The organism is Pseudomonas zhanjiangensis, from assembly GCF_041027545.1.
Lineage (GTDB): Bacteria > Pseudomonadota > Gammaproteobacteria > Pseudomonadales > Pseudomonadaceae > Aquipseudomonas > Aquipseudomonas zhanjiangensis.
Window position 1 is genome coordinate 296,896 of the sequence record NZ_JBFTEG010000003.1, and the last position, 24,556, is coordinate 321,451.

Genomic DNA, 24,556 nt, shown 5'->3' on the forward strand with positions numbered 1-24,556 from the left:
CCATGTCAGTCATTTTCCCTAGCCAGCGCGGCGTCACCCTGATCGAGGTGCTGGTCACTATCATCATCCTTTCCGTTGGGCTGCTGGGAATCGCCGGTTTGCAGTCGCGTCTGCAGACGTCCGAAATGGAGGCCTATCAGCGAGCTCAAGCGTTGATGCTACTGAATGACATGGCCAATCGTATCGCCACCAATCGTGCAAACGCAGCTAACTATGTTACTGGCACGGCCAGTCCGTTAGGGGTAGGGGGCGCCTGTCCAACCACCACCGCTACGCGTCAGCAGCGCGATGCTGGCGAGTGGTGCGCCGCGCTTCAGGGGGCGGCTGAAACTTCCTCAGGCGCCAGCGTTGGCGCCATGGTCGGTGGTCGTGGCTGTGTTGAGTCTCTGGGGAGCGGTCAATATATGGTGACAGTCACTTGGCAAGGTTTGACCCCTCTCTCAGCGCCACCGGCAGGGGTGGCTTGTGGCGCCAACAGTTATGACGGTCCAGCCGGCTCGGTTTGCTCGAATGATCGCTGTCGTCGTGTCGTCACCACCATCGTTCGAGTGGCTACGCTATGACAAGTTCGATTGCTTCCTGGCGGGGAAGGTGCACCAGTGTGATTGGCTGCCGCTTGCAGTCGGGGTTCAGCTTGATTGAATTGATGGTCGCCATGATCATTAGCATGCTGATCATGGGCGCGATACTGACGCTGTTTCTAGATCTGACCCGCACCAACGATGAGATGGCGAAGACCAATGCCCAGATCGAAAGTGGCCGATTCGCCGTTCAGTTGATACAGAGTGATCTGGCCCATGCGGGCTTTTGGAATGGCTATATTCCTCAGTTTGATGACTTGGCCGAGGACGGTGTGCCCAGCGATGTACCTACTGCGGTCCCAGATCCTTGTGCGGCCTACGCTTCCTGGGGCGCAGCTTACATAACCAATCTTCTGGGTATTCCGATACAGGCTTACGAACACGACGGCGTCCCCGGGAACTGCTCTGGAGTCGTGGCGAACCTGCAAGCAAACACCGATGTCCTTGTGGTTCGACATGCGGGAACCTGTACTCCAGGTGTGGGCAACTGTGAGGCGGATACTGCTGGCAAGCTGTATTTTCAGGCATCATTCTGTGAAGACGATGTCGGTGCCTATGTGCTCGGCACCAACGGCTTCACCCTTCATCCACGCACCACTGTGCCAGCTGGGTTGGCAAGTTGTGCCGACGCCGCTTCGACGCTATTCGCGCCGAAGCGCAAGTTTATTTCCAGTATCTATTACATTCGCGATTACTCCGTCACGCCGGGCGACGGCATTCCGACTTTGATGCGATCCCAATTTGATCTGGATACGGTTAGCGGCGAACTAAAGCACCTGCCGGCACAAGCATTGATCGAGGGCATCGAAGGGTTTCGGGTCGAGTTGGGGGTTGATAGCCTGAGTAAGACTGGCGCCGCCGTGGATTACGGCGCTGCGGTTAACTGGGCCGACCCTGCTGACCACACGATACCTACCAATCGAGGCAATGGAAGTCCAGACGGTAGTTTCGTCCGCTGCACCACGGCCAGCCCCTGTACAGCCAATACCCTCACTAATGTGGTCGCGGTCAAGCTCCATTTGCTGGTGCGTAATCTGACGGCCACGACGGGCTATACCGACAGCAAAACCTACAACCTGGGTGCTACCACGCTTGGCCCCTTCAATGACGGCTTCAAGCGCCACGTGTTTTCCACCGCCGTGCGATTGGTCAACATTTCCGGCAGGAGGGAGACGCCATGAGCCATCTGCTATCACCCAGATCCCAGCGTGGTGTGACCCTGATCGTTGGTCTGATCATGTTGCTGTTGCTGACCCTGGTCATTGGCAGCGCCTTTACGCTTAGCGGTACCAGCCTCAAGTCGGTCGGTAATATGCAGGCCCGTGACGAGTCGATAGCCGCCGCCAATATCGCCATTGAACAAGTGGTCAGTTCACCTTTCACAACGTCGCCCGGTGCCGAATCGATCGACGTTGACATCAATAATGACGGCGTCAGGGACTACACAGTGCAAATTGCCACGCCAGTCTGCATCAGTGAATCTGAGGTTCCCGCCGTTGTGATAGGGAAGGAAAGCGGTATTCGCGCCGGCGTAGTCACTCCGGACTCTCAGTGGAGCACCGTTTGGGCGATCAGCGCCCAGGTCACCGATCCTGCCAGCGGCGCGCTGGCAACGATACGTTCCGGGGTGCGCGTGCTGCTCACCGAGGCTCAGAAAAATACAGTCTGTCCTTAACGGGGCGTTTTGCAGGAGATCGTCATGAAGACGTTATTTCGGTTGTTGTCCGCAACCTTGCTGGCAGTAAACATGCCCGTGCATGCGGAGGACATCGATCTCTTTGTTGGGACGCCGCCTAGCGCGAATGCTGCGCCCAATGTGTTGATAGTTCTCGACAATACCGGTAACTGGAGCACGCCATTCTCCAATGAGATGGCTGCGCTCAGTTCGGTCATTTCTGGATTGCCAGTCGACAAGTTTCGAGTGGGCCTGATGATGTACACCGAGACGGGCAGCGGCAACTCGGGGAACGATGGCGCCTACGTGCGTGCTGCAATTCGCTTGCTCGATAGCGCCACCAAGAGTAAGTACCAGGCGTTGGTGAACAGCTTCGATTCGAACAATGACAAGGGTAACTCGGGCAAGAGTGCCAAGGCCATGGCCGAGGCCTATCGTTATTTTTCCGCCGGGGCGCCCTATGCGGGCAACAATAAGAACAAAACGGACTACACCGGAAACACCTACAACCCCAACCCGGCCGCTGTAGGCGCAGCACTGGCCCCCTCGCGGGCAGTCTGGGAGCTTACAGGCAATGCGCTTGCCTCCAAGACAGGAACGACCTACGCCAACCCCATAGCGTCGGGCTGTGCGAAGAATTTCATCATCTTCATCAGCAATGGTGCCAACCAGGATAGCAACAGCGATACCACGGAAGCGGAAGCGCTGCTGGTCGCGGCCGGCGGCAGCAAGACGGCTATCCCCATTTCCCCTTCGGGCTCCCAGGATAATGCCGTGGATGAATGGGCGCGCTTCATGAAGAAGAGCAGCATGGGTATCACTACCTATACGGTCGATATCAACAAGGTCACGACTGGCCAGGGGCCCGGCTGGACAGCTTTGCTGAAGAGCGCCGCGAACGTAAGTGATGGCAAGTATTTCGATGTGACTGCCAGCGGAACTCAGATTGCCGATGCCTTGAACGCGATTTTTTCCGAAATCCAGTCGGTTAACAGCGTGTTTGCCTCGGTAAGTTTGCCCGTCAGCGTAAACACCCAGGGTACCTATCTCAATCAGGTGTTTATCGGCATGTTCCGTCCTGATCAGGATTCCTTTCCACGTTGGGCTGGCAACCTGAAACAGTATAAGTTGGGGCGCACCAACGGCGTACTCAAGTTGCAGGATGCGGATAGCCAGCCGGCCATCAATACTTCGACCAACTTCGTGACCGAGTGCGCTCGCAGTTTCTGGACGCCCACGACGAAGGACAATTACTGGGCATTCAGGCCGAAAGGCGCCTGTCTGGCCGTGGCCGACTCGGACGTATCCAATTACCCAGACGGTAATGTGGTCGAGAAGGGCGGGCAGGGTTATTTGCTGCGTGGAGGAACCGCGCGCACGGTCAAGACCTGTGATCCGACCTTTGCGTCCTGCACCAGTTTGACCAACTTCGATACCAGCAATGCGGCGATCACCCCGTCACTGTTTGGTGCAACGGTCACCGCAACTGAGAAAAATGAACTGATCAATTGGGCGCGCGGCCTGGATCTGAATGATGAAGATACCGACGCAGTCACCTCGGGGGAAATGCGTCCTTCGTCCCATGGCGATATCGTTCATTCGCGTCCGGTAGCAATTAACTATGGTACCGAGGCCTCTCCACAGGTGGTGGTGTTCTACGGCGGCAATGACGGTGTGCTGCGCGCCATCAATGGAAATCGCACCGCAGGTTTTGGCTCTGTAGCCGCCGGGGCGGAGTTGTGGGCTTTCATCCCGCCAGAGTTCTACGGCAACATCAAGCGTCTCCGCGACAATACAACCACCATTAGCTATCCGGGGAACACCGCTGTGAGCCCGGCTCCGCAGCCGAAGGCCTATGGCATCGATGGGCCCATCACCGCGTTCAAAGGTACTCTGGCCGGAGTCGACAAAACCTTTATCTACGCCGGTATGCGCCGTGGCGGGCGGGCGATCTATGCGTTCGATGTAACAAACCCTGCCAGCCCATCGCTGAAGTGGAAGAAGGGTTGCCCGAATCTTGGCAACGATACAGGCTGCTCGACCGGCTTGACAGGCATTGGCCAGACCTGGTCATCAGCGCATGTGATGAACGCTTCGGGTTACGGCTCTGGTGCGTCTCCGATGTTGATCATGGGCGGAGGCTACGATACTTGCGAGGATGCCGACCCTAATTCATGTACGGCTTCCAGCAAGGGCAATAAGATTTATGTGCTGGACGCAGACACCGGGGACCTGTTGAAAACGCTGGATACCGATCGCAGCGTGGTCGGGGATGTCACTGTCGTGCCGGACAGCAGTGGTCTTGCTGTTTATGCCTATGCGGCCGACATGGGGGGCAATGTTTATCGGATCACCATAGGTTCCGCGGCGCCTGCAAGCTGGACGATTACTAAGATTGCCTCTCTTGGGTGCGCCACTACGGCGAACTGTGCGGCAAATCGCAAGTTCATGTTTGGGCCTGAAGTGGTTGTGTCGCAGGGGGCTTATTACCTGCAGCTCGGCTCTGGTGACAGGGAAAAGCCTCTGACCAGCTTTACCTCAGCAGCAGGAGTTACCAATTACTTCTTTAACTTGAAGGATGTGCCGACAGATGCTGGTTGGCTGACTGCAGAAAGCGCCAATTGCTCTGCAAATTTGATTTGCCTGAACTCGCTGCTGGCTATTACCACCAGTGCGACTCCGTCCCAGGCGGATTTGGATAGTAAGCCGAAAGGTTGGCACCTGGGCTTGGCTTCGACAGAGCAGGTGGTGACGTCTGCTGTTACAGTGTTCGGACAAGTGGCGTTCAATACCCATCAGCCAACCGCTCCTTCTGCCGGCAGTTGTACAAGTCTGGGAACCAATCGGGCCTACAGTGTTTCATACAAGGACGCCTCGAACCTATCAGGCGACCGTTTTGTCGTGCTCGAGGGCGGGGGGCTTTCGCCGTCTCCGGTGGCCGGTACGGTGAAGCTAGATAACGATGAAGAGGTTCCGTTCATATGCATGTTGGATTGCTTCGAGCCGCCTCCCGAGTACTCTTCCCTGGCACGGCCTAAAGCACGCGTATTCTGGAATATCGAACAATGATCGGGAGCGTGCAGGAAAAGGTCTCGCAGCGGTCCTGTAACGGGACTGTTATGCCAGCGGCCAGTCAGCTCGGCTTCACCTTGGTCGAGCTGATGATCGCTCTTGCCGTATTCGCGGCGCTATTGGCGGTAACCATGCCCTCATACAATGACATGACCTTGGGTAGCAAGCTGCGCTCCCAGGCTAATGAGCTGGTGGCGGGGGCGGTGTTGGCGCGCAGTGAAGCGATAAAGCGCAATGCATTTGTTCGGATGTGCGTGTCAGCAGATGGTGCGAGCTGCATTGCCGGGGGATGGGATCAGGGCTGGGTGGTATTTCATGACGCCGATGATGATGGGGTGCTGGATGCGGGTGAGACCGTGATTATGCGTCACCAGATGGCTGCATCCGGCTTCAAGATTATCGGCTCCGTTGCTTCCATGCGTTTCCAGCCAACTGGCGTCGGAGCCACCCCTGCGACGCTCACTGTCTGTCGTGCGACCCCGGAGGTCGGCGGTCAGGAGCGTGTGGTCAACATCACAGCCACGGGGCGAGCCTCTGTCAGCAAGACCAACAATGCTAGTTGCTAGCACTTAAGTTGGGGCTATAGGTGTATGCCGTGTGACTTCGACATGGCGGCGCGTCATAACGATCTGAGGTGATTGTGGCTTTGCAAGAATCAGTTGCGCAGTTCTGCCTGGTACTTAAGCGATTTCCCGTGGTTCTTGTGTAATCGAGCTGTTGGCCATTCACAAACGTTGGCTGAACTCCCTTTTGACTAGCCTTTCTGGCGAAAGTCTTGACTCCAGGCGTTGAAGCTGATCCTCGTTCAAGTGAGCCGTTGGTTGGGTTGTGCTCCCTGTCACGCGTCAATGCAGGGCCAAGTCGCATTTTTCGGTGATAGCAATTTAAAACGGTCGTACCACTCGGGTATCATCCTCGGGCGCAAAATAGCCGTCGGTCTGGAGTATTGGGCCGTTTGTCCAGGGAAGGGGCTTTGGCAGGGAAGGGAGAGTCGATCTGCGCACGTTGGTTGGATGACATCTATGGAGTGGATGCGATGTCGCAGAAAGGTTTTACCCTGATCGAACTGATGATCACCCTGGCTGTACTGGCGGTGCTCCTCGGTTTGGCCGCGCCCAATGTCGCCGAGTTGCTGCGCAACAACCGGGCGGCAACCGAGATCAATTCGTTTGCCGGCATGTTTGCCTTTGCCCGTAGGGAGGCCGTGCAGCGCGCGCAAGTCATCAAGATTCAGGGCCCCCTGGCTGCCGATGGCAGTTGGCAGGTGCTCAGGAGCAGTGACAGCTTGGAACTGCGTGTCTTTCCTGCGCTGGCATCCTTCGCCGTCAGTCCAGCTGGAGTGAAAAGCGTCGAGTTCGACAGCAGAGGCCAGTTGGCCGGTGGGGCGGCAGTCAGCTTTGACCTGCTGGCCAAGGACTCCGAACTCAACTGCGATGTCTATAACCGCACCCTGGCCATCGAGCTGTCAGGTGCGGCATCACTGAGAAAGCGAGGCTGCTGATGGATCGGCAACTGCAGAAAGGCGTGTCCCTCATCGAGGTGCTGGTCTCCGTGCTGATTTTTTCGGTCGGCCTGCTCGGGCTGGCGGCGTTGCAGCTCAACTCGATGAAGGCCAGCCAGACAGCCACCGTGCGTTCCCACGCGACCTTCCTGGCCTACGAGATGGGCGATCGCATGCGCGCCGCGCGAGGCGATGCGCAGGCCGGCTTCTACAACCTGGCGGTGGGCGCCGCGCTGCCCTGCGATCCGGCGCAGGAGAGCTGCCTGCCCTTTCAGCGCGATCTGGCCGAGTGGCGCAGCAACCTTGCCCGGCAACTGCCCAATGGCGACGGCGGTGTCGTCATGAATGGCGATCAGTTCACCGTCATCGTCCAGTGGAGCGAAGAGCGGGTAAACGGCAGCAATGCCCAACGCTTCTCCTTTGTGTCGCGAATCTGACGGAGTGGATATGCAGAGCCAACGAGGCTTCAGCCTTATCGAGCTGATGGTGGCCATGGTCATCGGCCTGATCATCAGTGGTGCCGTGCTTCAGGTGTTTATCAGCAACAAGAATACCTTTCAGTTGCAGAATGCCAGCGGCCACCTGCAGGAGAATGGGCGATTCGCCCTGCAGTACCTTGCCGCCGAGATTCGTCCAGCTGGCGTGGGAATGGGCGTTCGATTGGCGGAGGAAAGCATCTGCGTGGTCGGCACCAATGGCGCCGCCAGCGAATGGAACTCGATGAATCGGCCCATATGGGCGCAGCGCATCACCGCCAACGGCGCCTTGGGGGCTGTAGGGACAGACCAGCTCTCGCTGTTCGTCAATGACAATTGCGGCGCCTTTTTGACTGCTGGAGAGATCCTCAGGCCCGGGGTGAACGCCAACATCAAGGTCACCGCCTATTGCCCGAGCATGCAGCAGAATCGTGCCGTGATGGTCATGGACATCGAGAAGGCGGTGATCATTCGCGTCACCAACAAGCCGAACGCCAGTGGCAGTGGCGTGGTCACGTTGTCCCACGCCGCGGGAACCAACGACAAAGCCGCCAGCTGCGGCGGCTTCAAGTTTTCCGATATCGCCTTCACCGATCCAGCACGGGTGGTCGGCTTCAGCAGCAAAATCTTCTATGTAGCCGACACCGGCCGCAAAGACGTCGATGGCCAGGCCGTCCGCGCGCTCTACGTGCGCGACGTGTCCAGCGTTCCCGCCCAGAGCCAGGAGGTCGTTGAGGGCGTCGAGTCGATGCACACCCGTTTCGGCGTGGCCAGCACGAACAGCGTGGGGGTGCAGTCGTACATGACCGCCGCGGAGGTCGAGGCGGCCAATCGCTGGGGCGACGTACGTACCGTCAAGATCGATTTGCTCATGGTCAGCGATGGTCGGGCGCCGGGTGCGCAGGATCAGGCGATCGAGTTCGATGGCGCGGCCGTTGCCGCAGATGGGCGAATGCGCCAGGTGTTCAGCACCGTGGTGGCCTTACGCAACCGAATCGATTAGCGAGGCAGGGATGGGCAAGCAAAAACAAGAGGGCGCCGTGCTGTTGATCTGCCTGGTGATGTTGCTGGTGCTGACGATGATCGGAATCTCGTCGATGTCCAACAGCACCCTGCAGGAGCGCATGGCTGGCGGGGCGCGTGATTACAATCAGGCGTTCCAGGCGGCGGAAGCGGCGTTGCGGGTGGGGGAGGCCCATGTGCGTCAGCAGGTGGAGGCCAGTGCCGATCCCACTTTGTTGTTTCAAACCGCCAGTGCCTGTCCAGCCGTCACCGCCACGCAATGGTCGCCTCCGGCAGATCTGATAGGCACGCCGAAACAGCCCATATGCGAGGTCAGCAACTTTTATGGTGGAGCCGCCGGATCGACCTCGTTCGTTTGCGAGACCGACGGCTCGATCGCCGAGAACCGGGCGTTCGACTGCCTGAGTCGGACCTACCTGTTCAATGTCGAGGCCACCGGCTACGGCAGCGGTGATATCCAGGTTCGCTTGCAGTCGACCATCGCGATCGCCATTAGTGGCCAGAACTGATCAGAAGGATGCTGAGATGACTATGTCGAGATGCACGTTCGCCCTGCGTTCGCTGGTCGCCGGGCTGCTGAGTCTGGCGATTGGCCAGAGTGCCCTGGCGGCTTTTGCGCCCTCCCAGGTGCCGTTGAGCCTTGGGGGGCAGGTCGAGCCCAATATCCTGTTTCTGCTGGATGATTCTGGCTCAATGGATTGGGGGTTCATGCCCGATGAGCTGCGGCCTTCTTACTTGGATGAAAGCAAGCGTCCACCATCCAGCAGTGGCTGTAACGATCGAGGCAGCTACGCTGGAACCTATACCTACTTCTGTACTGAGGCGGGCCATCGCTACCTGGTCTCCAGCAAGCTGAATACCATTTACTACAATCCGGACGTTAGCTACCTGCCGCCACTCAAGGCGGATGGGACGCGCTATGCCAATGCCGTGTTCAGTTCGGCGTATCTGAATGGTTACGCTCAGTCCGGTACCACCATCAACCTGAGCAACAATTACTGGGCCATCCTGGACAATTTCTACCTGCCGTCCAGGGATGGATACAAGGGCTTCGTGGTCGGGCCGACCTCCGGCACCAGTCGGGCATTCTATTATTCGTTCATCAGCGGTTGCGGCAGCGCCACTGCCGACTCCTGCTACCAGCGGGTTTCGCTGCCCAGCACGGCTGCTGCCGAGCAGAACTTCGCCAACTGGTTTTCCTACTATCGAACTCGCATGATGGTGGCCAAGGCCGGGGTCAGTGAAGCCTTTTCCAAGCAGCCCGGCGACATTCGGGTTGGTTACGGCTCCATCAATCAGGATGCCGTAACCGTGGATACCGTCGGTACCACAACGGTCAGGCGTGGCGTGCGGCGCTTCGAGGGAACCGGGCGCACCGACTTCTATACGTGGTTGTTTGCCGTTCAGCGCAATGGCGGCACACCATTGCGCCGCGCACTGGGCGATGCCGGCGAGTATTTTTCCCGACAGGATCAATATGGGCCGTGGAGTTCAAGCCCGGGGAGTGCCGGGGGACAGGACTATTCCTGTCGGCAGAGCTATACCATCCTGACCACCGACGGCTACTGGAACGGCGCTGCCGCTTCCGAAGCGGATGCCCGGGCCAACGTCGACAATGGCAACGGCAACACGATCTCGGGGCCCGATGGTCAGTCATACCGCTATGCGCCCAAGTCGCCTTTCAATGACAACCACTCCAATACCCTGGCCGACGTGGCCATGCATTACTGGAAGCGTGATCTGTACCCGGATCTAGCCAATCGGGTGCCGACCAGCTCGGATGACCCGGCCTTCTGGCAGCATATGGTGACCTTCGGCGTCGGCTTGGGGGTTACCGGCTCTATCGTGCCGAAGACGGCCTTCGATGCGATCAAGAGTGGCGCCGCTATCAGTTGGTCCGACCCGGTACCCGACAGCGCTTCCGCGGCCAAGATCGACGACTTATTGCATGCGGGAGTCAATAGTCGTGGCGGGTTCTTGAGTGCGCAGAACCCGCAACAGTTCGCCACGGCCTTGAGCGAAACGCTGGCGGCGGTGGCCAACCGCACCGGCTCCAGCACGGCGGCCGTGCCCACTGCGCGGCGGTTGGATAGCGATAGCCTGGTCTATGAGGCGCTTTACTCCAGCGCCGACTGGTCCGGCAAGCTGCTGGCCAAGCGACCCATACAGACCAGCAATGGCCTGGTGTTCAACGAGGTGTGGGAGGCCGGCAGCAAGTTGAGCTACCCGACACGAAATTTGTTCTCCCATAGCGGCACGGCGGGCGTAGCGCTTTCCTGGAGCAGTCTTTCGACCGCCATGAAGGCCTACTTCGACAACGACCAGGCCTTGTTCGAGTACGTCATGGGCAGTCGCGCCAACGAAACGCCGGCCGGCCTCAAGTACCGCAAGCGCAGCTCCGTGCTTGGCGATATCGTCAATTCCACCCTGGTCATCGCCAACAAGCAGGACTGGGGTTTCAACGGGCGGGTACCTTCGCCAGCCAGCGGGCAGACCTACGCCCAGTTCGTCGCGGCCAAGGCCGCCAAGGCGCCTGCGTTGTTCGTCGGGGCCAACGACGGTTTCCTGCATGCGTTCAATGCCAACAGCGGCGATGAGCTCTTTGCCTATATGCCCAATGCTGCCCTGCCTGCGGTGAAGAACCTGGCCAAGACTGATTACAGTCACCGCTATTTCGTCGACGGCAAGCTGCACGTGCGCGACGCCATCCTCGGTGGTGCCTGGAAGACCGTGCTGCTGGGCAGCCTGGGAGCCGGCGGCAAGAGCGTGTTCGCCCTGGATGTCACCGATGCCGGCAGCGGTGGGTTCGGCGCCAGCAAGGTACTGTGGGAAGTCAAGGACGATGCCGACCTCGGTTATAGCTTCGGTGAGCCTCTGGTCGGGCGGATGAAGGATGGCAGCTGGGCGGCTATCTTCGCCAACGGCTATGGCAGCAGCAATGACGACTCGGTGCTGTTCATCGTCAACCTGGCCACTGGCGCAATCAACAAGGTCAGGGCGGGCACCGCGACCGGTGGACTCTCCAGCCCGTCCTTCGTCTACGCGGTCGATGGCAGCGGCAATCTCTACGTCAAGGATATCTACGCCGGTGATCTCAGTGGCAACCTGTGGAAGTTCAACCTCAACGGCTCCGGTAGCGGCGTGGATGACTTCGAGGTCGGCTTCAAGTCGGCCGGTAAGCCCCAGCCTCTGTATGTGGCCAAGGATTCTGCCGGCACGCGTCAACCCATCACGGTCAAGCCGGAGATCGCCTATCACCCGACGGGCCACGTGAACGGTGTGATGGTCTATTTCGGTACCGGGCGCATGTATACCTCCGGCGATGCGAGCGACAAGTCCGGGCAGACCTTCTACGGCATCTGGGACAAGCCCAGCAGTGGTGGCGCCACCTCCGCCTTCAGCGGGCGATCATTGCTGGAGGGGCGTACGATTCTGTTCGAGGGCAAGGCCTTCGACCGCGGGGTTCGGGTCCTGGATACGCCGACCAGTGCCGGGGGAATCGATTGGGCGAGCAAGCGCGGCTGGTACCTGGATCTGCGTTCACCGAAGAACGGCGCCGAGGGCGAGCGGGTGATAATCGGCCCTCGAATCCTGCTCAACCGCCTGGTCTTCGAAACGGCAATCCCATCGGCAGACCCCTGTCTGGCGGGTGGAACCGGCTGGACCATGGTGGTCGATCTGGCCACAGGCGGTCGCTTGAGCACGGTATTGTTCGATATGAACAAGGACGGCAAGTTTGACGAGGCCGACAATGTCGTCATCGATGCCGATGGCAACAAGCTGCCGGTCTCGGGGATAGGCTCGGAGAGTATTCCGACGGGGTCATTCGACCTGCTCGATGGCAAGAAATACTGGCTGTGCCGTGGTACCGGAGCGGACGACTGCATCCCTGCGGCCAATACCCTGAAGGTGATCGAAGGCCGGCAGTCCTGGAATCAGATTCGATGAAGCGCACGCACGGATTTACCCTGATCGAGTTGATGATCGTCATTGCGGTGATTGGCATCCTGGCCGCCATTGCCTACCCGAACTACACCGAGTACCTCAACCGAGCCAAGCGCGCCGAGGCCAAGACGGCCTTGATGGCGGGGGCGCAGGCGCTGGAGCGCTACTACTCGATACACGGCTCCTACCTGGATGCCGGCGGCAATCTGGCCGCCGTGTTCACCGCCCAGGTCCCGGGCTCGGGCACGGTCAATTACAACCTGGCGGCCCAGGGCAACCCGACCGCCACCACCTTCCTGTTGCAGGCCACGCGGGCCAACACCATGGCTGGTGACCCTTGCGGCGACTTTCGCATCTCCCATGCCGGAGCCCAGACCCTCAACGGGGCAACACGCACCGTGGCGCAGTGCTGGTAGTACACTGCCGGGGTTATGACGTATAACGGGCCGCTTTCGCGGCCCGTTTCTTTTGGAGGACCCATGCGGATCTTGGTGGTAGGTGGTGGCGCGATCGGCCTGTTGTCGGCGCGTTTTTTGGCCGCGCAGGGGGCCGAGGTGTGCCTGGTGGATCAGGGGGCGCTGGGCCGCGAGTCCTCCTGGGCCGGCGGCGGGATAGTGTCGCCGCTCTACCCCTGGGGCTACAGCCCGGCGGTCACCGCCCTGGCGCATTGGTCGCAGGACTTCTACCCGCAGCTGGGCGCCCGGCTGCTGGCCGACACCGGGGTTGACCCCGAAGTGTATGTCACTGGCCTGTATTGGCTGGACCAGGAGCAGGCCGAGCCGCTGGCCTGGGCCGCGCGGGAGCGGCGACCGTTGCAGGCGCTGAGCATGGAGGCGGTCTACCAGGCGGTGCCGGCGCTGGCGCGGCGCTATTCCCAGGCGTTATACATGCCGGGCGTAGCCAACGTGCGTAATCCGCGCCTGGTCAAGGCGCTGCGTGCCGCCCTGGAGGCCATGTCCAATGTCAGGGTGCACGAGCAGTGCGCGGTGAGCGGCTTTATCCGCGAAGGCGGGCGAATCTGCGGCGTGCATAGCACCCGAGGCGAGTTGCGGGCCGATCGAGTGGTGGTCGCGGCCGGCGCCTGGAGTGGCGAGCTGTTGCGCGGCCTGGGCGTCGGGTTACCCGTCGAGCCGGTGAAGGGCCAGATGATCCTGTACCAATGCGCGGAGGATTTCCTCGGCAGTATCGTGCTGGCCAACGGGCGCTATGCCATTCCACGGCGCGATGGCCACGTGCTGGTTGGCAGTACCCTCGAATATCAGGGCTTCGACAAGACGCCCACCGAGCAGGCCCTGGCCAGCCTCAAGGCCTCGGCGGTCGAGATGCTGCCGGCGCTCGCCGATGCCGAGGTGGCGGGGCACTGGGCCGGGTTGCGCCCTGGCTCGCCAGGCGGCGTGCCGTTTATCGGGCCGGTTCCGGGTTGTGAGGGGCTGTGGTTGAACTGCGGGCACTTCCGCAACGGCCTGGTGCTGGCGCCGGCCTCCTGTCAGCTATTGAGCGACCTGTTGCTGGGGCGCGAGCCGATTATCGATCCGGCGCCCTATGCGCCGGCAGGGCGACTGGGCTGAGACTCAATCGATCCCCAGCTTCTTCAGTCGATAGCGCATCGAGCGGAACGTCAGGCCCAGGCGCTGTGCGGCGGCGGTGCGGTTCCAGCGGGTCTCTTCCAGCGCCTGCATGATCAGCTTGCGCTCGATGTCTTCCAGGTGGTCTTCCAGGTTGTCGATCTGTGCCAGGCTGGCCGGACCGCCCTCGGCGGCTGCGCAGGCGTCCGCCAGGCGCAGGTCGGCGGCGCTGATGCGGTCGTCCTCGCACAGCGTATAAGCGCGTTCGAGCATGTTCTCCAGCTCCCGCACGTTGCCCGGGAAGCGGTAGTTCTTGAGTTTCTCCAGGGCCTCGGCGTCGAGCTTGGCGGCGCTCAGCCCCGTCCCTTCGGCCAGACGCTTGAGCATCACCTCGGTCAGCTGGGCGATGTCTTCGCGGCGCTCGCGCAGCGGCGGCACGCGCAGCTCGATGACATTGAGGCGATAGTAGAGGTCTTGGCGGAAGCGCTCGGCGGCGACCTCGGCGGCCAGGTCCTTGTGGGTGGCGCAGAGAATGCGCACATCGACCACCGTTTCCTGCTGGCCGCCGACCGCGCGCACGGCTTTTTCCTGAATGGCGCGCAGCAGCTTGACCTGCATCGCCAGCGGCAGGTCGGCCACCTCGTCGAGAAACAGGGTGCCGCCGTTGGCGGCCTGGAACAGGCCCTGCTTGTCCTCGATGGCACCGGTAAAGCTGCCTTTCTTGTGGCCGAAGAACTCGCTTTCCATCAGTTCCGAGGGAATCGCGCCGCAGTTCACCGGAACGAAGGGTTGCTCGCTGCGCGGGCCCTGTTCATGGATCAGGCGGGCGACCAGTTCCTTGCCGCTGCCGGACTCGCCGCTGATATACACCGGTGCCTGGCTGCGTGCGAGCTTGAGGATCTGCTTGCGCAGGGCCTTCATCGGCGGCGAGTCGCCGAGCAGGCGGCTGTCCACCGGGGTTTCGTCACCTGGGGCGCCATGCAGGCGCAGGGCGGTGGCGACCAGTTCGCGCAGGCGACCGAGGTCGACCGGCTTGGTCAGGAAGTCGAACGCGCCGGCCTTGAGGGCGTTGATCGCGGTGTCCAGGCTGCCGTAGGCGGTGATCATGGCCACCGGCACTTGCGGATGCCGCTGGAGGATATGCTGTACCAGTTCCAGGCCGGTGCCGTCGGGCAGACGCATGTCGGTCAGGCACAGGTCGAACGGCTCCTTGGCCAGCCACTCGCGTGCCTCCTTGACGTTGCGTGCGCTGCGGGTATCGAGCTTCATCCGGCCCAGGGTGATCTCCAGCAGTTCGCGGATATCGGGTTCGTCGTCGACGATCAGGGCTCTCTGGCGGGTCATGGTCAGCTCAGCTTGCGTGGATGGGCAAAGGTCAGGCGGAAACAGCTGCCGCCGCCCTCGCGCGGTTTGTAGTCCAGGCGCGCCTGGTTGCTCTCGCACAGTTCGCGGGAGATATACAGGCCCAGGCCGGTGCCCTTGTTTTCCGTGGTATAGAACGGTTCGAAGATATGATGCAACTGCTCGGCGGGCACGCCGGGGCCGTCGTCGAGTACCTCGAGCACCGGCAAGTCACTGGTGGCATCGCGGAACAGCTTCAACCAGACCTGGCCCTGCGGGTTTTTCTTTGCGCTGTAGCGTAAGCCATTCTGCACCAGGTTGGTCAGTACCTGGGTCAGCTGGTGCGGGTCCATGCGGGTCTGCACGGTACCTGCCTGGGTCTCGATATGCAGCGTCTGCCCGGCCGGGGCGGAGCTGCGAAACTCGCTGGCGAAGCGGTGCAGCCAGTATTTCAGGTCGAGCAGTTGCGGCTCGGCCTGACGGCGGCGTGACAGCTGCAGGACGTTCTCGATCACCAGGTTCATCCGCCGCGAGTGGTCCTGGATGATCTGTGCCAGGCGCCGGTCCGGGCCATGCAGGTCTTCCGACTCCTGCAGCAGTTGCGCGGCATGGCTGATGGCGCCTAGCGGGTTGCGGATCTCATGGGCAATGCCGGCGGTCAGGCGGCCGAGGGAGGCGAGCTTGAGCTGCTGCGCCTGCTGGGCGACCTGCGATATATCGTCGAGAAACACCAGGAAGTGCCGCTGGTCGGCGCGGTGCAACGAGATAAAGCTGGGCTGCACCACCGGTCCGTCGGACTTGGGCTGCAGGCTCGGCGGACGCAGGGTCGGGTTGTCCAGCCAGTGCTGCAGGCGCTTGATCAGTTCCGGGCAGTGCGGGTCGAGGATCTTGCCGGCGAGTGCCTCGCAGCCGAGCAGGTGCAGGGCGCCCTGGTTGGCCAGCTGCACCCGGTGCTGCTCGTCGAGTACCAGAATGCCGGTGCGCATGCGCTGCAGGATCAAGGCGTTCAGGGCTTCCAGGTTGGCCACATCGGCGGCGCGCTGTTCGGCCAGGCTCTCGCTGACCTGCAGGCGCCGGGTCAGCCCCTGAACCAGCAAGGCGGCGGCGAAGCACAGGGCGCCGAGGGCGCCGGCCTGCACGTACTGGGCGCTGGCCGCCGGGCGGCTGAGGCTGAGGTAGAAGGTCAGGTAGATCAGCGCCATCGCGGCGACGGCCGCGATCAGCAGGCCAATGCGCCCGCGCAGCAGGATGTTGGCGATGGCCACCGCGACTATCAGCAGGTTGCCGATACCGCTGGGCGTGCCGCCGGCCGCGTAGAACAGGGCGGACAGCAGGATTACATCGACCAGCGCCAGGCTGAAGATCTGCGCCAACCGCCTGGGCCGCTGCACCGTCACCGCGATCAGGATGTTCAGCACCAGGTAGAACCAGCTGCCCTTGCGAAACAGCTCGGTGTGAGCCAGGGTCAACAGCTCGCTGTCCATGTCGCTGGAAATCAGCACGACCAGCAGCAGGCCGATGCTCAGGCGGTACAGGTGATAGAGCCGCAGAACGCGGCGGCCCTGCTCCCCGCTGAGGGCTAGGGGTTCAACGCTCACCGGCTGTCGGGCCTTGCTCGAGGTGTGCCTGGCTGCAGTACCAGCGGTTCGCCTTGCTCAGCGCATGCTCGCGTGGCAGGTACACACCGCAATGGGCGCAGCGCACCATGGGAGCCGGACTGGCATGATCGGTATCGGGGCGAGGTGCTGGACGGGTCAGGCGCCGCCAGAACCAGATGGCGGCGGCGATGATGGCGATCCAGAACAGCAGGCGGAACAGGCCCATGACGCTCTCTCTTCGTGGCAAGGCTGGCAGTTTAGCTAAGGACGTCCCCCCAGCACAGCGCCTAAACCCTAAGCTGTGGATTGTTTCCCCAGGTGGCGATGCGGGACAATGAGCGGCATGTGGCGACCGAGTCGGCTGACCCGGCGCAAATGGAATTTACTTGGTGGAGGCGGCCATGAGCCAAACCCTGCGGGTCGTGATGGCCCAGTTGAATTTGCGCGTTGGCGACGTCCACGGCAACGTCGAGCGGATCATCGAGGCAGCCTGCAGCGCCCGCGACCAGTGGCAGGCGGACCTCATCGTGTTCCCCGAGCTGGCGCTGTGCGGCTATCCGCCGGAGGATCTGCTGCTGCGCTCGAGCATGCAGCGGCGTATCGAGCAGGGTCTGCAGCGACTGCAGAGCGAGGTGAGCGGCATCTATCTGGTGGTCGGTTATCCATGGCTGGAGGATGAGCAGCGCTACAATGCCTGCGCGGTGATCGCCGACGGCCAGCTGCTGGCCAGCTACTACAAGCAGATGCTGCCGAATTACCGGGTGTTCGACGAGAAGCGCTATTTCGCTCCTGGCAGCCAGCCCTGCGTCGTCGATATCAAGGGCGTGGCAGTGGCGCTGACCATCTGCGAGGACATCTGGTTCGCCGAGCCCATGGCCCAGGCGCGTGACGCCGGCGCGCAGCTGATGCTCAGCCTGAATGCTTCGCCCTTCCACCTCGACAAACAGCGCGAGCGTGAGGAGGTGCTGGCCGAGCGCGCCTGCGAAGGGCAGATGCCGATCGTCTACGTCAATCAGGTCGGCGGCCAGGACGAGCTGGTGTTCGACGGCGGCAGCTGCGTGGTCGATGCCGGCGGCCAGGTCTGTCAGCGCGTGCAGGCCTTCAGCGAGGGGCTCTATCCAGTCGATCTGAACCTCGCCGAGGCGCCTGTCGCGCCGCGTCCGGCGGCCTGCGCACCGCTGCCGGAGCTGGAGGCCAGCGTCTACCAGGCGCTGGTCATGGGGGTGCGCGACTATGTGCGCAAGAACGGCTTCAAGGGCGTGGTGCTCGGCCTGTCCGGCGGCGTCGACTCGGCCCTGACCCTGGCGGTGGCGGTCGATGCGCTGGGTGCCGAGCAGGTCGAGGCGGTGATGATGCCGTACCGCTATACCGCGCAGATCAGCCTGGAGGACGCCGAGGCCGAGGCCCGGGCGTTGCGCGTGACCTATCGAGTGCTGCCCATCGCACCCATGGTCGAGGCCTTCATGGGCACGCTGGCGCCGGTGTTCGAAGGCCTGGGGCGCGACACCACCGAGGAGAACTTGCAGGCCCGCTGCCGCGGCACGCTGCTGATGGCCATCTCCAACAAGAAGGGCTACCTGGTCCTGACCACCGGCAACAAGAGCGAAATGGCGGTCGGCTATGCCACCCTCTATGGCGACATGGCCGGCGGATTCGACGTGCTCAAGGACGTGCCCAAGACCCTGGTGTTCCGTCTCTGTGAGTACCGCAATACCCTGGGGCCGGTGATTCCGCAGCGGGTCATCGACCGGCCGCCTTCGGCCGAGCTGGCGCCCGACCAGAAGGACGAGGATTCCTTGCCGCCCTACCCGGTACTGGACGAGATACTCAAGCTGTATGTCGAGTACGACCTGTCGGCCGATGCCATCATCGCCGAGGGTTTCGACGAGGATACGGTGCGCCGGGTGCTGCGCCTGGTCGACCTCAACGAGTACAAGCGGCGCCAGGCTGCCGTCGGGGTGCGGGTTACCCAGCGCGGCTTCGGTCGTGACCGGCGCTACCCGATCACCTCGGGCTGGCGCATCGGCGACTGATGGCTATCGCGGTTGGCTAGCCCCGCCGCAAGGCGCAGGGCATAACGCATAAAAAAGGGAGGCCGCGGCCTCCCTTTTTTAGTTCTTTGGGTCTGTCAGTCGAACAGGCCGAAGGTCAGGTAGCTGAACCAGGAGCGGCGCTTGGTCTGGGCCTCATCCTGCTGCGGTGACTTGAGCTCGTCGGGAATCTGTTCCTCGGCGTCCTCGTACTGATGGATCACGTCCTGGCTGGCGCGGGTCACGCCGGGCGGCAGGGGGGTGTCGGTTTCAATCAGGCCGAGCGTGGCCTTGGCCAGCCAGGAGCGGTTGTCGTCTTCCTCTTCGCGTGGGACGAATTGGCCGTCGACCAGGCTCGGATGGTCCGGGTAGTTGAGCTTGAGGGTTGCCAGGCTGGTGGCTGCCAGCTCGTCCAGGGCCAGCCGCTGGTAGGCCTCGGTCATCACCGCCAGGCCGTCGCCGACCGCCGGGGTTTCCTGGAAGTTCTCCACCACGTAACGGCCGCGGTTGGCGGCGGCAACGTAGGCCTGGCGGCTCAGGTAGTAGTGGGCGACATGGATCTCGTAGGCGGCCAGCAGGTTGCGCAGGTAGATCATGCGCTGCTTGGCGTCCGGCGCGTAGCGGCTGGTCGGGTAGCGGCTGGTGAGCTGGGCGAACTCGTTATAGGAGTCGCGGGCGGCGCCCGGGTCGCGCTTGGTCATGTCCAGTGGCAGGAAGCGTGACAGCAGGCCACGATCCTGATCGAAGGAGGCCAGGCCCTTGAGGTAGTAGGCGTAGTCGACGCTGGCATGTTGTGGATGCAGGCGGATGAAACGCTCGGCGGCAGAGCGGGCGGCTTCCGGCTCGACGTTCTTGTAATAGGCGTAGATCAGCTCCAGCTGGGCCTGCTCGGCGTAGCGGCCGAACGGATAGCGCGACTCCAGAGCCTTGAGCTTGGTCACGGCGCTGGTATAGCTGCTGTTGTCCAGATCGGCTTGAGCCTGCTGGTAGAGCTCGGTCTCGCTGAGGTTTTCGTCGAGCACCTCGTTGGAGGAGCAGGCGGCGGTAAGGGCGAGAATGGCGATCAGCAGCAGGTGTTTCACGTGCATGGCGGCTTGCGTCCCTGTGACGGCGGCTGTCTTGGACAAGGCCGTCCTGTTATGATGGGCGCCCCCGGTATCCCTGGGGCAAAGACGCCGTATTTAACCACAAGCGTGTAGTCGAAACCAAAGGCTACGCCCCCCGCCGTTGCAGAGCATGTCTTCTATAAATAAGCAGGTCATTCAACTGGCTGCCGAGGTGCCGTCCGACATGGGCGGGCAACGTCTCGATCAAGTCGCCGCCCAATTGTTCGCGGAGCACTCGCGCTCGCGGCTGTCCGCCTGGATCAAAGACGGCCGTCTGACCGTCGACGGTGCCGTGCTGCGCCCGCGCGATATCGTCCATGGCGGTGCCCTGCTGGAGTTGTCTGCCGAACAGGAGGCCCAGGGCGAGTGGCTGGCCCAGGATATCGAGCTGAAGATCGTCTACGAGGACGATCAGATCCTGGTGATCGACAAACCCGCCGGCCTGGTGGTACATCCGGCAGCCGGGCATGCCGACGGCACCCTGCTCAATGCCCTGTTGCACCATGTGCCGGATATCGTCAATGTGCCGCGTGCCGGCATCGTCCATCGCCTGGACAAGGACACCACCGGGCTGATGGTGGTGGCCAAGACCATCGAGGCGCAGACCCGCCTGGTCGATCAGCTGCAGAAGCGCACGGTCAGCCGGATCTACGAATGCATCGTCATCGGCGTGATCACCGCCGGCGGCAAGATAGACGCGCCCATCGGACGCAGCTCGTCCCAGCGCCAGCGCATGGCGGTGACCGATGGCGGCAAGCCGGCGGTCAGTCATTATCGGGTGCTGGAGCGGTTCCGCTCGCACACCTACACCCGGGTCAAGCTGGAAACCGGCCGAACCCATCAGATTCGCGTGCACATGAGCCATATCGGCTACCCACTGGTGGGTGATCCGGTGTACGCCGGGCGCTTCCGCATCCCGCCGGCCGCCAGCCAGACCCTGGTGCAGAGCCTCAAGGAGTTTCCGCGCCAGGCCCTGCATGCGCGCTTCCTGCAGCTCGATCATCCGCTGACCGGCCAGCGCATGAAGTGGGAGTCGCCCTTGCCGGACGACCTGGTCTGGCTGCTGACATTGCTGCGCCAGGACCGCGAGGCCTATATCGGGTGAGCAGCTGGGCGCAAGACTGGCTGGCCCCGCAGTGGCCCGCACCCGCCCGGGTCAGGGCTTGCGTCACCACTCGCGCGGGGGGCGTCAGCCTGGCGCCCTTCGACAGCCTCAATCTCGGTGATCACGTCGACGATGATCCTGTTGCGGTGGCCAAGAATCGCCAGCGCCTGGTCAGCCTGCTGGGTTGCAAGCCGGCCTGGCTGCGCCAGGTGCACGGCATCGCCGTGGCGCCGGCCGATCCCGGCCAGGTGGCCGAGGCGGACGCCAGCTGGACGTCCAGGCCGCGCGTCGCCTGCACCATCATGACGGCCGATTGCCTGCCGGTGCTGTTCTGTGATCGCGCCGGCACCCGGGTGGCGGCCGCGCATGCCGGCTGGCGCGGTCTGGTCGGCGGGGTGCTGGAGGCGACCCTGGATGCCCTGGCTGTTCCGGCCGATCAGCTGCTGGCCTGGTTCGGGCCGGCAATCGGCCCGGGGGCGTTCGAGGTGGGCGCCGAGGTGCGCGAGGCGTTCATCGCCGTGCACCCGCAGGCGAGCGAGGCCTTCTCCGCCAGCGTCAATCCTGGCCGCTACATGGCGGATATCTACCAGCTGGCGCGTATTCGGCTGGCCGCGCGTGGCGTCACGGCGATCTTCGGCGGCGGGCTCTGTACCTACAGTGACCCACGCTTCTATTCCTACCGCCGCGCCTCTCGCACCGGCCGTTTCGCCTCGTTGATCTGGTTGGCCGACTGATCCATATCAACGTTGCGCGGCTTGAAACCCGCACAATCGACCTCATCTACTCTTCATCTCGCGGGCTTTCGCGTAGGTGCGATTCAACGCACCGGCCTGTGCATCCACCATGAGGGACGACTCTCCATGCGAATCGATCGTTTAACCAGCAAGTTGCAACTCGCCCTGTCCGATGCCCAATCCCTGGCGGTGGGCATGGACCACGCCGCCATCGAGCCACTGCACCTGATGCAGGCCATGCTCGACCAGCAGGGTGGCTCGATCAAGCCGCTGCTGATGCAGGTCGGCTTCGATGTGGCCAGCCTGCGTCAGGCCTTGAGCAAGGAGCTCGATCATCTGGGCAAGATCCAGAACCCGACCGGCGATGTGAACCTGTCCCAGGACCTGGCGCGCCTGCTCAATCAGGCCGACCGCCTGTCCCAGCAGAAAGGAGATCAGTTCATCTCCAGTGAGCTGGTGCTGCTTGCGGCGTTGGATGAAAACACCAAGCTGGGCAAGCTGCTGCTCGGCCAGGGGGTGAGCAAGAAGGCCCTGGAAAATGCCATCGCCAACCTGCGCGGTAGCGAGGCGGTGAACGATCCCAATGCCGAAGAAGCGCGCCAGGCGCTGGACAAGTACACCATCGACCTGACCAAGCGGGCCGAGGAAGGCAAGCTGGACCCGGTGATCGGCCGCGACGATGAGATTCGTCGTACCGTGCAGGTGCTGCAGCGCCGCACCAAGAACAACCCGGTGTTGATCGGCGAGCCGGGGGTGGGCAAGACCGCGATCGTCGAGGGGCTGGCCCAGCGCATCGTCAACGGCGAGGTGCCGGATGGCCTCAAGGACAAGCGCCTGCTGTCGCTGGACATGGGCGCGCTGATTGCCGGGGCCAAATTCCGTGGCGAGTTCGAGGAGCGCCTGAAGGCCGTGCTCAACGAGTTGTCCAAGCAGGAAGGACGGATCATCCTGTTCATCGACGAGTTGCACACCATGGTCGGCGCCGGCAAGGCGGAGGGTGCCATGGATGCCGGCAACATGCTCAAGCCGTCGCTGGCGCGCGGCGAGCTTCACTGCGTCGGCGCCACCACCCTGGACGAGTACCGCCAGTACATCGAGAAGGACGCGGCCCTGGAGCGGCGCTTTCAGAAGGTGCTGGTCGACGAGCCCAGCGAGGAAGACACCATCGCCATCCTGCGTGGCCTCAAGGAGCGCTACGAGGTGCACCACAAGGTGGCGATCACCGATGGCGCGATCATCGCCGCGGCCAAGCTCAGCCACCGCTACATCACCGACCGCCAGCTGCCGGACAAGGCCATCGACCTGGTCGACGAGGCCGCCAGCCGCATCCGCATGGAAATCGACTCCAAGCCCGAAGTGCTCGATCGTCTCGAGCGCCGGCTGATCCAGCTCAAGGTCGAGGCCCAGGCGCTGAAGAAGGAGGAGGACGAGGCGGCGCTCAAGCGCCTGGCCAAACTCAACGAGGATATCGCCCGGCTGGAGCGCGAGTACGCCGACCTGGAGGATATCTGGAAGTCGGAGAAGGCCGAGGTGCAAGGCTCGGCGCAGATTCAGGAGAAGATCGAGCAGGCCCGTCAGGAACTGGAGTCGGCCCGGCGCAAGGGCGACCTCAATCGCATGGCCGAGCTGCAGTACGGCGTCATTCCGGACCTGGAGCGCAGCCTGCAGATGGTCGACCAGCACGGCAAGACCGAAAACCAGCTGCTGCGCAGCAAGGTCACCGAGGAAGAGATCGCCGAAGTGGTGTCCAAGTGGACCGGCATTCCGGTGTCGAAGATGCTCGAGGGCGAGCGCGACAAGCTGCTGAAGATGGAAGGGCTGCTGCATCAGCGCGTGATTGGCCAGGACGAGGCCGTGGTCGCCGTGGCCAATGCTGTGCGCCGTTCGCGCGCGGGCCTGTCCGACCCGAACCGACCCAGCGGCTCCTTCCTGTTCCTCGGCCCGACCGGGGTGGGCAAGACCGAGCTGTGCAAGGCGCTGGCCGAGTTCCTCTTCGATACCGAGGAGGCGCTGGTGCGCATCGACATGTCCGAGTTCATGGAGAAACACTCGGTGGCCCGCCTGATTGGCGCGCCGCCCGGCTACGTCGGCTACGAGGAGGGCGGTTATCTGACCGAAGCGGTACGCCGCAAACCCTACTCGGTGGTGTTGATGGACGAGGTGGAAAAAGCCCACCCGGACGTGTTCAACGTGCTCCTGCAGGTGCTCGAGGACGGCCGCCTGACCGACAGCCACGGCCGTACCGTGGACTTCAAGAACTGCGTGCTGGTGATGACTTCCAACCTTGGCTCCGTGCAGATCCAGGAGCTGGTCGGTGATCGCGAGGCCCAGCGCGCCGCGGTGATGGATGCCGTTGGCAGCCACTTCCGTCCGGAATTCGTCAACCGCATCGACGAGGTGGTGGTGTTCGAGCCCCTGGCGCGCGAGCAGATCGCCGGCATCGCGCAGATCCAACTGGGTCGCCTGCGCCAGCGCCTGGCCGAGCGCGAGCTGAGCCTGGAGTTGAACGAGCAGGCCCTGGACAAGCTGATCGCCGTTGGTTACGACCCTGTCTATGGCGCGCGGCCGCTGAAGCGGGCGATCCAGCGCTGGGTCGAGAATCCGCTGGCGCAACTGATCCTGGCCGGCAAGTTCGAGCCCGGCAGCACCATCACCGGCACGGTAGTGGACGACGAGATCGTCTTCGCCTGAGTCGACGTCAACGCCCCGTCTCGGCATGCGCCGGACGGGGCATTGTTCATGGCGACGTCGCCACTTTTTTTGGGGGGGTGTCCGCATCAAGCGCCTAAGCGCTGACGGTCTCT

Annotated in this window: 20 protein-coding genes; 16 read left to right on the plus strand and 4 right to left on the minus strand. The window is 62.5% G+C overall.

Annotation, left to right across the window (positions count from 1 at the left end):
- Positions 1–2 precede the first annotated feature (2 nt).
- The 12 genes from pilV (AB5S05_RS06175) (at position 3) to thiO (ending at position 13,841) form a co-directional block, all read left to right on the plus strand.
- Positions 3–563, plus strand: coding sequence for a type IV pilus modification protein PilV (gene pilV, locus AB5S05_RS06175; RefSeq protein ID WP_369286616.1), 561 nt, complete (start codon positions 3–5; stop codon positions 561–563).
- Positions 560–1,762 (plus strand): PilW family protein, encoded by a 1,203-nt coding sequence (locus AB5S05_RS06180; RefSeq protein WP_369286617.1) that lies wholly within the window; start codon positions 560–562, stop codon positions 1,760–1,762. Before pilV (AB5S05_RS06175) ends, AB5S05_RS06180 begins: the two co-directional genes overlap by 4 nt.
- The gene (locus AB5S05_RS06185; RefSeq protein ID WP_369286618.1) at positions 1,759–2,256 is read left to right on the plus strand and encodes a hypothetical protein; all 498 of its coding nucleotides are present in this window, start codon (positions 1,759–1,761) and stop codon (positions 2,254–2,256) included. The genes AB5S05_RS06180 and AB5S05_RS06185 overlap by 4 nt, the downstream gene beginning before the upstream one ends.
- A 24-nt stretch (positions 2,257–2,280) precedes the next feature.
- Entirely contained in the window at positions 2,281–5,325 is a 3,045-nt protein-coding gene (locus AB5S05_RS06190) for a pilus assembly protein (protein ID WP_369286619.1), read from the plus strand.
- Positions 5,322–5,894, plus strand: coding sequence for a GspH/FimT family pseudopilin (locus AB5S05_RS06195; protein ID WP_369286620.1), 573 nt, complete (start codon positions 5,322–5,324; stop codon positions 5,892–5,894). The genes AB5S05_RS06190 and AB5S05_RS06195 overlap by 4 nt, the downstream gene beginning before the upstream one ends.
- A gap of 470 nt (positions 5,895–6,364) precedes the next feature.
- Positions 6,365–6,829 carry a GspH/FimT family pseudopilin gene (locus AB5S05_RS06200; protein WP_369286621.1) on the plus strand — a complete coding sequence of 155 codons (465 nt, stop codon included), beginning with the start codon at positions 6,365–6,367 and terminating at the stop codon, positions 6,827–6,829.
- On the plus strand, positions 6,829–7,266 hold the full coding sequence (gene pilV / locus AB5S05_RS06205; RefSeq protein WP_369286622.1) for a type IV pilus modification protein PilV: 438 nt from the start codon (positions 6,829–6,831) through the stop codon (positions 7,264–7,266). The genes AB5S05_RS06200 and pilV (AB5S05_RS06205) overlap by 1 nt, the downstream gene beginning before the upstream one ends.
- A 10-nt stretch (positions 7,267–7,276) precedes the next feature.
- Entirely contained in the window at positions 7,277–8,308 is a 1,032-nt protein-coding gene (locus AB5S05_RS06210) for a PilW family protein (protein WP_369286623.1), read from the plus strand.
- A gap of 10 nt (positions 8,309–8,318) precedes the next feature.
- Positions 8,319–8,837, plus strand: coding sequence for a pilus assembly PilX family protein (locus tag AB5S05_RS06215; RefSeq protein ID WP_369286624.1), 519 nt, complete (start codon positions 8,319–8,321; stop codon positions 8,835–8,837).
- Positions 8,779–12,276: a pilus assembly protein gene (locus AB5S05_RS06220; RefSeq protein WP_369286625.1), complete on the plus strand. Its 3,498-nt coding sequence runs from the start codon at positions 8,779–8,781 to the stop codon at positions 12,274–12,276. Before AB5S05_RS06215 ends, AB5S05_RS06220 begins: the two co-directional genes overlap by 59 nt.
- Positions 12,273–12,689, plus strand: a complete 417-nt coding sequence (locus AB5S05_RS06225; protein ID WP_369286626.1) for a type IV pilin protein — start codon at positions 12,273–12,275, stop codon at positions 12,687–12,689. Before AB5S05_RS06220 ends, AB5S05_RS06225 begins: the two co-directional genes overlap by 4 nt.
- A gap of 63 nt (positions 12,690–12,752) precedes the next feature.
- Entirely contained in the window at positions 12,753–13,841 is a 1,089-nt protein-coding gene (gene thiO, locus AB5S05_RS06230; RefSeq protein ID WP_369286627.1) for a glycine oxidase ThiO, read from the plus strand.
- Between the two features lie 3 nt (positions 13,842–13,844).
- Here thiO and AB5S05_RS06235 read toward each other — a convergent pair whose 3' ends face one another.
- The 3 genes from AB5S05_RS06235 to AB5S05_RS06245 are packed head-to-tail and all read right to left on the minus strand — an operon-like array spanning position 13,845 to position 17,003.
- Positions 13,845–15,182: a sigma-54-dependent transcriptional regulator gene (locus tag AB5S05_RS06235; RefSeq protein WP_369286628.1), complete on the minus strand. Its 1,338-nt coding sequence runs from the start codon at positions 15,180–15,182 to the stop codon at positions 13,845–13,847.
- A 2-nt stretch (positions 15,183–15,184) separates the two neighbouring features.
- Positions 15,185–16,777, minus strand: a complete 1,593-nt coding sequence (locus tag AB5S05_RS06240) for a sensor histidine kinase (protein WP_369286629.1) — start codon at positions 16,775–16,777, stop codon at positions 15,185–15,187.
- On the minus strand, positions 16,767–17,003 hold the full coding sequence (locus tag AB5S05_RS06245) for a PP0621 family protein (protein ID WP_369286630.1): 237 nt from the start codon (positions 17,001–17,003) through the stop codon (positions 16,767–16,769). Before AB5S05_RS06245 ends, AB5S05_RS06240 begins: the two co-directional genes overlap by 11 nt.
- 175 nt (positions 17,004–17,178) lie before the next feature.
- On the opposite strand from AB5S05_RS06245, the gene AB5S05_RS06250 reads away from it, so the two are divergent.
- Positions 17,179–18,810 (plus strand): NAD+ synthase, encoded by a 1,632-nt coding sequence (locus AB5S05_RS06250; RefSeq protein ID WP_369286631.1) that lies wholly within the window; start codon positions 17,179–17,181, stop codon positions 18,808–18,810.
- Between the two features lie 95 nt (positions 18,811–18,905).
- Here AB5S05_RS06250 and AB5S05_RS06255 read toward each other — a convergent pair whose 3' ends face one another.
- Positions 18,906–19,895: an outer membrane protein assembly factor BamD gene (locus AB5S05_RS06255; RefSeq protein ID WP_369286632.1), complete on the minus strand. Its 990-nt coding sequence runs from the start codon at positions 19,893–19,895 to the stop codon at positions 18,906–18,908.
- Positions 19,896–20,043: 148 nt separating this feature from the next.
- Between AB5S05_RS06255 and rluD the strand changes: the two genes are divergently transcribed.
- From rluD to clpB, 3 genes are all read left to right on the plus strand, one after another.
- Positions 20,044–21,018 (plus strand): 23S rRNA pseudouridine(1911/1915/1917) synthase RluD, encoded by a 975-nt coding sequence (gene rluD, locus AB5S05_RS06260; RefSeq protein ID WP_369286633.1) that lies wholly within the window; start codon positions 20,044–20,046, stop codon positions 21,016–21,018.
- Positions 21,015–21,752, plus strand: coding sequence for a peptidoglycan editing factor PgeF (gene pgeF / locus AB5S05_RS06265; protein WP_369286634.1), 738 nt, complete (start codon positions 21,015–21,017; stop codon positions 21,750–21,752). Before rluD ends, pgeF begins: the two co-directional genes overlap by 4 nt.
- 126 nt (positions 21,753–21,878) lie before the next feature.
- Positions 21,879–24,443 carry an ATP-dependent chaperone ClpB gene (clpB, locus tag AB5S05_RS06270; RefSeq protein ID WP_369286635.1) on the plus strand — a complete coding sequence of 855 codons (2,565 nt, stop codon included), beginning with the start codon at positions 21,879–21,881 and terminating at the stop codon, positions 24,441–24,443.
- The last annotated feature ends 113 nt before the right edge of the window (positions 24,444–24,556 follow it).